At 55.9% G+C, this 5,680-nt stretch carries 7 protein-coding genes and 1 pseudogene; 2 read left to right on the plus strand and 6 right to left on the minus strand.

Translation table 11 applies throughout. From position 1 onward, the window contains the following. Nucleotides 1-860: 860 nt before the first annotated feature. Nucleotides 861-1,121 (plus strand): type II toxin-antitoxin system Phd/YefM family antitoxin, encoded by a 261-nt coding sequence (locus KP701_RS15700; protein WP_207728951.1) that lies wholly within the window; start codon nucleotides 861-863, stop codon nucleotides 1,119-1,121. Beyond that, entirely contained in the window at nucleotides 1,118-1,543 is a 426-nt protein-coding gene (locus KP701_RS15705) for a type II toxin-antitoxin system VapC family toxin (protein ID WP_077804081.1), read from the plus strand. The genes KP701_RS15700 and KP701_RS15705 overlap by 4 nt, the downstream gene beginning before the upstream one ends. 4 nt (nucleotides 1,544-1,547) lie before the next feature. Here the strand turns inward: KP701_RS15705 and nhaA are convergent, their stop codons facing one another. The 6 genes and pseudogenes from nhaA to KP701_RS15735 form a co-directional block, all read right to left on the minus strand. Next, nucleotides 1,548-2,756 carry a Na+/H+ antiporter NhaA gene (gene nhaA, locus KP701_RS15710; protein ID WP_077804082.1) on the minus strand — a complete coding sequence of 403 codons (1,209 nt, stop codon included), beginning with the start codon at nucleotides 2,754-2,756 and terminating at the stop codon, nucleotides 1,548-1,550. A 257-nt stretch (nucleotides 2,757-3,013) separates the two neighbouring features. Continuing rightward, entirely contained in the window at nucleotides 3,014-3,874 is an 861-nt protein-coding gene (locus tag KP701_RS15715) for an NAD(P)-dependent oxidoreductase (protein ID WP_077804083.1), read from the minus strand. Continuing rightward, nucleotides 3,871-4,794: an alpha/beta hydrolase gene (locus tag KP701_RS15720; RefSeq protein ID WP_215747870.1), complete on the minus strand. Its 924-nt coding sequence runs from the start codon at nucleotides 4,792-4,794 to the stop codon at nucleotides 3,871-3,873. Before KP701_RS15720 ends, KP701_RS15715 begins: the two co-directional genes overlap by 4 nt. A gap of 87 nt (nucleotides 4,795-4,881) precedes the next feature. Then, nucleotides 4,882-5,187 (minus strand): EthD family reductase, encoded by a 306-nt coding sequence (locus KP701_RS15725; protein WP_211565295.1) that lies wholly within the window; start codon nucleotides 5,185-5,187, stop codon nucleotides 4,882-4,884. Beyond that, nucleotides 5,184-5,486 (minus strand): annotated as a pseudogene (locus KP701_RS15730) (SDR family oxidoreductase); the annotation flags it as partial. The pseudogene KP701_RS15730 and the gene KP701_RS15725, both read right to left, overlap by 4 nt. A 15-nt stretch (nucleotides 5,487-5,501) precedes the next feature. Next, on the minus strand, nucleotides 5,502-5,680 hold a 179-nt coding region (locus tag KP701_RS15735; protein WP_146750204.1), incomplete at its 5' end, for an integrase core domain-containing protein.

Genomic DNA, 5,680 nt, shown 5'->3' on the forward strand with positions numbered 1-5,680 from the left:
CCGCCGGAATCCCCGGAATCCGGCTGGCGAGATCAAGGGCGTTGAGCATTCTGTCAAAACCCACGCTCGAACGGAACAGGGGAGCAAAATCAACGGTGGCTCTCATAGCCATATCCTCCTTTGAGCAACATGGACACAAGATCAAAACTGATAGTTCTGTCTGCCGACCCCTTCGGCGGCCGGCAGATTCAATCTGGGCACTCCGTGCATGGTGTCAAGAGGTATCAAAAATGCAGAAAGGCAGGTTTGGGCGTCCTCAATCGTTCGCGTGTTCAGAGTGGACCAGAACAATGCCTGATAGTATCGGATGGAAGTTGCTGGCCGTGGCATTCGCCGCGACCATGCTGATTGCCGCTCCGGCGGAGGCCTGGCCGTGGATTTATGCTGGACCACCCATTGTCGTTCCACCACCAGTCCTGGTCGCGCCGCTAGCTGTCAGTTGGGGTGGGCGGTCTCCTTCAGAAGGCTTATCAACCGCCGGTATGGCACATCAATGCCGCAAGGAGGCCTTCCACCCCATCTGACATGTCTTGTTCTATGATACGTTCTCAGAAGGGGCTGCTTTTATGCAGCCGAGCGGAGAATGCACTCGGGTGGGAGGAAACTCCATCAGCTCATGGTGATTGCGGACTGTCCGCTTAGGAGCTTGGCGAATGGGGGCTTGTATGTCCGGGATGAGGGCGACTACAGCCCGTCTGCTCTGTTGTTGATGAGCCGACAGGCTGTTTAGGGGGGGAAGCGGCAGGTCGGCTATGCACGCAGATATGACAAAAGCGGACACGAAACTTTGTGCTGCGATCTGGTTGCGCTTAATTTGTCTACCTTAGAATAAATCTCCGTGCTATGAAGTGACTAGTTTAATGGTCAGGAGATTCGATGTGCAAACTGTGAATTTGGTGGACGCAAAAGCCCACCTCAGTCGTTTGGTCGATCAGGCCATGCAGGGCGAACCCGTTCGCATTATGCGTCGGGGGAAAATCGTCGCACAAATCGACAAAGTCACATGCAAGCGCAAGCCTGTTGATTTGAACGCTCTGCGCTCGCTTACAGCCAATATGACAGTCCAGGCTGTGTCCGCGCGAGAAATGGTACGGGATATGCGAGACGAGGCACGATATTGAGCGTTTATATCGATACGTCCGTTCTGGTTGCCGCGCTGACCAACGAGGCAGAGACAGACCGGATGCAATCATGGCTTTCCAGTCAGGATCCAGACGAATTATTTATAAGTGATTGGGTCGCGACTGAGTTTTCTTCCGCACTTTCAATCAAACTACGGAGCGGTCAGATCAACGTTGCTGACCGTGCAAATGCGTTAGCCCTCTTTACTCGTCTGTCCGCTGAAAGCTTTCAGATTTTGCCCATAACGACACAGCAGTTCAGGGCAGCGGCGCGTTTTTCTGATCAGTATGCGTTAGGGCTGCGTGCAGGTGATGCCTTACACCTTGCCGTCTGCGCCGATCACGGAGCAACGTTATGCACTCTTGATAGACGCCTCGCTGAGGCAGGTCCTAATATAGGCTTAAAAACAAAGCTACTATAATTTGTCAGGAATGGGGGGGTAGCCGGTTGTGTTGGGATAAGAAGCGTAACCAAAGCCATCCCATCAGGGCAGACAGAACAGAGCCAGCAAAGATGCCCATCTTAGCTGGTGTCACAAGATCTGATCCGGAAAATGCCAAGTTTGCGATAAACAGACTAATCGTGAACCCAATGCCGCATAGCAACGAAAGCCCAAACAGCATCCCCGTCGGCGTTTCAGCCGGAAGCGTGGCGATCTTCAGGCGGGTCGAAAGCATTGTTATACCAAAGATGCCGACCGGTTTGCCAACAATCAGTCCTAATATAATCCCGAGCGGAGCAGCCTCCAGCATCATGTCCGGATGAACGCCAGCTAGTGAAACACCCACGTTCATGAAACCGAACAGCGGTAGAACGACCCAGGTAACGAAAGGGGTCAACGCAGAAGATGTCCGATCAAGTGGCGTAGCTTGTCTGGCATCCATTCCTGAGGTGACTGCTGGAAGGCATAGGCCGGTGATGACTCCAGCAAGCGTCGGGTGCAGGCCGGCATCCAGAAGCGCCACCCATAACAGGACGCAACCGATGCCGTAGCTCCAGAGAGTTCTGATCCCAATCCTGTTCGCGCCGACCAATGCGGCAGTCACGATCACGACCGCGATAAGCCCCGGCCAATACAGAGCGCTCCCATAAAATAGGGCGATCACCACAATCCCCAGCACATCGTCGAAAATGGCAAGCGCCATCAGCCAGGCCCTGGCTCCCGGCGAGACATGCCTTCCAAGAGCAAGGATGATTGGCAACGTAAACGCGGCATCCGTTGCAACAGGAACGGCCCAGCCGCGTGTCGCTTCCGGATGATCGCATGTTACCAGCAGATACGTAAGGGCCGGCACGATCATTCCCCCCAACGCTCCGATAAGCGGAAGGGCGATGCTGCGTAGTGATGAGAGGTGCCCGGAAACAATTTCCTTTTTGATTTCGAGAATGACCACCAGAAAGAATAGGGTCATGAGTCCGTCAGAGACCCATGCATCAATGTTTTCTGGCCCCCGCTCTCCCAAGATGGGTAATTTCATGGGCGTTGTTATCAGGGTGCCGTAACCCGACGCCCATGACGAATTCGCCAGGACAAGACCCAACAGGGATGCCAGCAGGAGAACAGACGCCCCACCTGCGGGAGAGGCCAGAAAACGTCGGATATGCGTTGTGGACGGAACAGAAAATTCGCTCATTCCTCTTTGTTGAATGAGGCAGGCTCCCACACAAGCCTGTAGCGATGCGCTACCTTGTCATAATGTTTCTATTAATGCCCGCTTTCCGGATGGCCGTTTAACGCGGCTGATGTTCGGCGTGTAGGCGTAAGCGGACCTGCTGCTTACGCCCTCATCTCGGACATGCAAAGCGCCGTAGAGAATTTCCAAAAGCAGACATGCTTTCTGTATGCCGTCTAACTACCGCTCATACGCCTGACTATGCATCCCATAATCTCTCAGGAATTCTTATCTGCCTCACCCAATGTCTGCGCCGCGACGATCGACCAGTCCTTTTCTCCATGCCCAGCATCAATGGCTTCTCCCATCTGTCCGAAGATCGCAGCCAGCATTGGCAGTTCACGACCGGTCGCAGCACCCGCTTCTGTCGCAAGCCTCAGATCCTTGAGGCCGAGAGCCGCACGGAAGCCGGGTTCGTAAACCCGGTTCGTGATATTCTTCGAGTAGACCTGATAAGATCGACTGCCAAACAGCGTATTTAGGATCAGATCAAAAAATACCTCGCGTGCGACACCATTAGCCTCTGTCAGCACAACTGCCTCCGCCATCGCCTCAATCGCCATGGTAATCATCATATTACACGCAATCTTAGCCGCATGAGCTCCCCAAGGTTTGTCCCCCATCGGCCAAATACGTTTGCTCAAAACCTCGAATACGGGCACGAGCCTGGCCAAATGTGTTGGATCGCCACCCGTCAGGATCTGCAACGCGCCGTCTGCCGCAACATCCGGCCTGCCAAGAACAGGGCTTGCCACAAATGCCACCCCGGCTTGGTTGTGCAGCGCCGTCAGCTCGCGCGAAAACGCGACCGAAATCGTGGACATCATCACATGGATCACACCTGATTTTGCGCGTGACAGCAAATCTGGATCGACGATTACGGAGCGAACAGCCGTATCATCTGACAATATTGTCAGTACGACATCGCCCTCGAAGGCCTTATCCGGTATTTCCAGCGTGGTCACACCTGCAAGCGTGCGGCCCGAGCGAGTCCAAGCGGAAACGTCATGGCCGTTGCGGACCAGATTGGTGGCCATAGCACGACCCATCGCACCGAGGCCGATAAAGGCTATCTTCATGCTAACGCCTCTGTGTTCGGCGCAAGCCATGCCAGTACTGGAGCCAGTGCTTCGTCAGAGTTTTTCTCGTAAATCAAGCCATGTCCGTTGCCGTGCACGCCATAATCCGGCAGGTGCATCAACTCGGCTGAAGCCCCCGCATTATTCAAAAATGCAGCAGTGGGCAGGCTTGCGGCGGCAAAGTCGCTAGCCTCGGCGGTCACGATCAGGATCGGCAATCCGACCAGAGACGGCAGGCGATACGTACCTAGCTCTGCAGCTTGCAGGACCGTTGCATCGCTCACAGGCGGTTCGAACGCCAGTGGCGCGGCAGCAGCGCCCCACGTCATCGGTCCGATGTTGGGAATGGTCGCAAAAGGCGGCCCCATTGGCTCGATCGCAACGATACCCCGCACGAGATCAGGTCTCCGATCAGCGACCAGCCAGCCATCCGGGCCGGAGGCAGAATGCGTCAGCAGGATCGCAGGGCCAATTTTATCCAAAAGGGCTGCGGTCCGGTCGGCATCCATCGTCTGGGAGACGCACAAATCAGCGGGCAATGGCCCATAACCCGCGATAAAATCGTCCATTGCCGACTCGTTATCCGCAGCAAACGGCCATTGTGTATGGCGCGGATCGGTACCAGGGAAATAGATCTGACGGCCGCCTTCATAGGAAAACGGCGGTCCCATTGTCCCGGTGATGTCCGTATGCAGGGGCGAACGCCCGTGCCCCGGCCGGTCGATCACTAGCACTGCATAACCTGCTTCAACCAGACGCTGCGCCCATCCCGCTCGGCCATCGGGCGTATCGAACCATTCCGTCCCCTGAAACCCGCCCCCATGCATCAAAACGATCGGGTAAGGACGTGTAACGTGTTCGGGTGCCTCCCACTCCACATACATCGGTGCACGCTGATAGGTGCGGCCAGATTGGACCACGCGCTCGCCTGGTATCCAGAAATGGCCTCGGCGAATACTGCGTAGCGATGCATTCGACCATGGGTGATGAAAATTCATATCAGAACCTCAGAGAGGCAATACGCGCAGGCGCAGTGGTTCAAGATCGGTAAAGCGAGGCACATCCGCCATGACGGCCGCAACTTCCCGACTGCTGAATGCGACCTCGATACTGGCTGAATCGGTAAAGCGGCACTCGCAAATCGCGACAGTTTCGGAAGTGTCCTTCGCTGGGTAGAATGCTGCGAGCGACACAAGCCCATAGGCACCAAAGGCATTCCTCACCAGCGGCAGGTGGCGCTCCACATAGTATACCCGGTCGAAACGATCGGCTGGTGTGCCGCGATAGATCACATATAAGACCGCTTCATTCATGCGCCGAACCCGCCGTCAATCGTGTGCATGGCGCCCGTGATCCCACTCGCATGCGGACCTACGAGATAGGCCACCAAGTGTGCCACATCTTCTGCTGTGCCGTGCCGTTTGAGCGCCATCTCGTCATGCATCGCCTGCACGAGGGGACCGTCATGAGGATTCATGTCGGTGTTCGTCGGACCCGGTTGCACCACGTTAACCGTGATATCACGCGCGCCAAAATCTCGTGCCAGACCACGCGCAAGACCCTGCAATGAGGTGGTCCCGTCCGTTCGGACAGTTTTGCGGGCTTGATAAGCTATACCCGGTTGTTGTTATGCCGCCCTTCTGACGGCGTTGCTGTTGGCCATCTGGTCCGGGGTTAACCCCGGACCAGATGGCGTCGGCACGTCATGATACGCCTCATCGGGCGTACGTCCAGCCAGCGCCGTATGCGGACGCCTTTCGTTATAATGGGCGATCCATCTGCCAAGCCCGGCCCTCAGCTCTGATC

The sequence above is a fragment of the Gluconobacter sp. P1C6_b genome (assembly GCF_018811945.1).
Taxonomy (GTDB): domain Bacteria; phylum Pseudomonadota; class Alphaproteobacteria; order Acetobacterales; family Acetobacteraceae; genus Gluconobacter.

Bases quoted from the DNA above. Each gene is read 5' to 3' on its own strand.
- KP701_RS15700 (WP_207728951.1), top strand. From the start codon at position 861: ATGGTCAGGAGATTCGATGTGCAAACTGTGAATTTGGTGGACGCAAAA.
- nhaA (WP_077804082.1), bottom strand. From the start codon at position 2,756: ATGAGCGAATTTTCTGTTCCGTCCACAACGCATATCCGACGTTTTCTG.
- KP701_RS15715 (WP_077804083.1), bottom strand. From the start codon at position 3,874: ATGAAGATAGCCTTTATCGGCCTCGGTGCGATGGGTCGTGCTATGGCC.
- KP701_RS15725 (WP_211565295.1), bottom strand. From the start codon at position 5,187: ATGAATGAAGCGGTCTTATATGTGATCTATCGCGGCACACCAGCCGAT.